Source organism: Endozoicomonas sp. SESOKO2, assembly GCF_024606245.1.
In the GTDB taxonomy this organism is placed as follows: Bacteria; Pseudomonadota; Gammaproteobacteria; order Pseudomonadales; family Endozoicomonadaceae; genus Endozoicomonas_A.
In genome coordinates, this window is record NZ_JAHHPQ010000630.1 from 1 (window position 1) to 1,448 (window position 1,448).

2 protein-coding genes are annotated in these 1,448 nt (G+C 53.5%); both read left to right on the forward strand.

Annotation, left to right across the window (positions count from 1 at the left end):
• Positions 1-615: ankyrin repeat domain-containing protein (locus tag KDK17_RS15515; protein WP_257288463.1), on the forward strand; the 615-nt coding region annotated here is incomplete at its 5' end.
• A 127-nt stretch (positions 616-742) separates the two neighbouring features.
• On the forward strand, positions 743-1,448 hold a 706-nt coding region (locus KDK17_RS15520; protein WP_257288464.1), incomplete at its 3' end, for a hypothetical protein.

Genomic DNA, 1,448 nt, shown 5'->3' on the forward strand with positions numbered 1-1,448 from the left:
GCCCAGAACGGCCATACCGACATCGTGAAACTCCTGATCGAAGCCAAGGCAGATCCCAACGCCCGGAATGCGAGTGGCGTCACCCCGCTGCTCATCGCAGTCCGGAAGGGCCATACCGACATCGTGAAACTCCTGATCGAAGCCAAGGCAGATCCCGACGCCCGGAGTGCGAGTGGCGTCACCTCGTTGTATCTTGCAGCCCAGAACGGCCATACCGACATCGTGAAACTCCTGATCGAAGCCGGGGCGGATTTCAACGCCCGGACCACGGGTGGCGTTACCTCTCTGTATATTGCAGTCCAGAACGGTCATACCGATATTGTGAAAGCCCTGATCGAAGCAGGGGCAGATGTCAACGCTGCCTATCTTCATGGTGTCACACCGCTGTACGTCGCAGCCCTGAAGGGCAATACCGACTCTGTGGAAGTACTGATCAACGCCGGGGCGAATCTCAACGCTGCCTTGTCGAATGGCACCACACCGTTGTGCATCGCAGTCCGAAAGGGCAAAATCGACTGCGTAAAAGTCCTGATCAACGCCGGGGCGGATCTCCACGTCTTCCGGACTTCGGATGACGCCACCCCGGCTTTCAATCGCAGCACGGAAGGGCAATAACGACTGCGTGAGAGCCCTGACCGGGGCAGGGGCAGAGCTGGGGCAGTCAAAGGAACGGTTCACTGCATAACTTGAGTTATGCTCTTGATCTATCCTTCCCCTCTTTACACCAGAATGCCAGGGTAGAATGATTAAACACTCACTCTTCGCAGCACCACTGTCAATAATGACATTGTCCGTCGTCTGTCAGGCTCAACCGTTGACGTGGCGCTTTGTTGTCTTGTTTGAACAGAACACAGGTTTTCCAAACCGGAACGTTTCTGTAACCCCTGACCAGCATACAATGTCGGGCACCATGTCAGACATTGCCTACACCAAGGGTTATGAAGGATCATATTTACCGGCTGATAAGAAACAAGTCAGACCAGACGGCTGCACGCAAAAAACGACCATCATTGAATCCATTTCGTGGCCATGGCTTTACGCCAATTATCTGCTGGTGGGTTACGAACTGATCCTGACCAGCAAAAACACCCCACTAAGTTTCACCTCTTATTCACGGCTACCTGTAGAAGAGGTTGTCGCTATCGCCTGGCTTTTAAAGAGTTATTGGAATATAAAATCATCGTCGTTTAATCCGATTGCACAAAAAGAGCGGTGTCAGGCTCACCCGCTGGCGGCCATCATTACGATGTCTGGCTCTGGCAATGACCAGCCACAACTTCCGCCATCAGAGTCATCGGGACAGCAAGCTCAGGAAGCCACCGCCCGCCCTGCAGGCTCTTTCAACAGCTTCCTTGACTCTGACTCTGCCGATGGTAACGGAGGCTCACAGCAACATTTACACACTTTGGGTCTGGATTGTTTCGTCTCTCCCTGTCACGGCGTTTGTC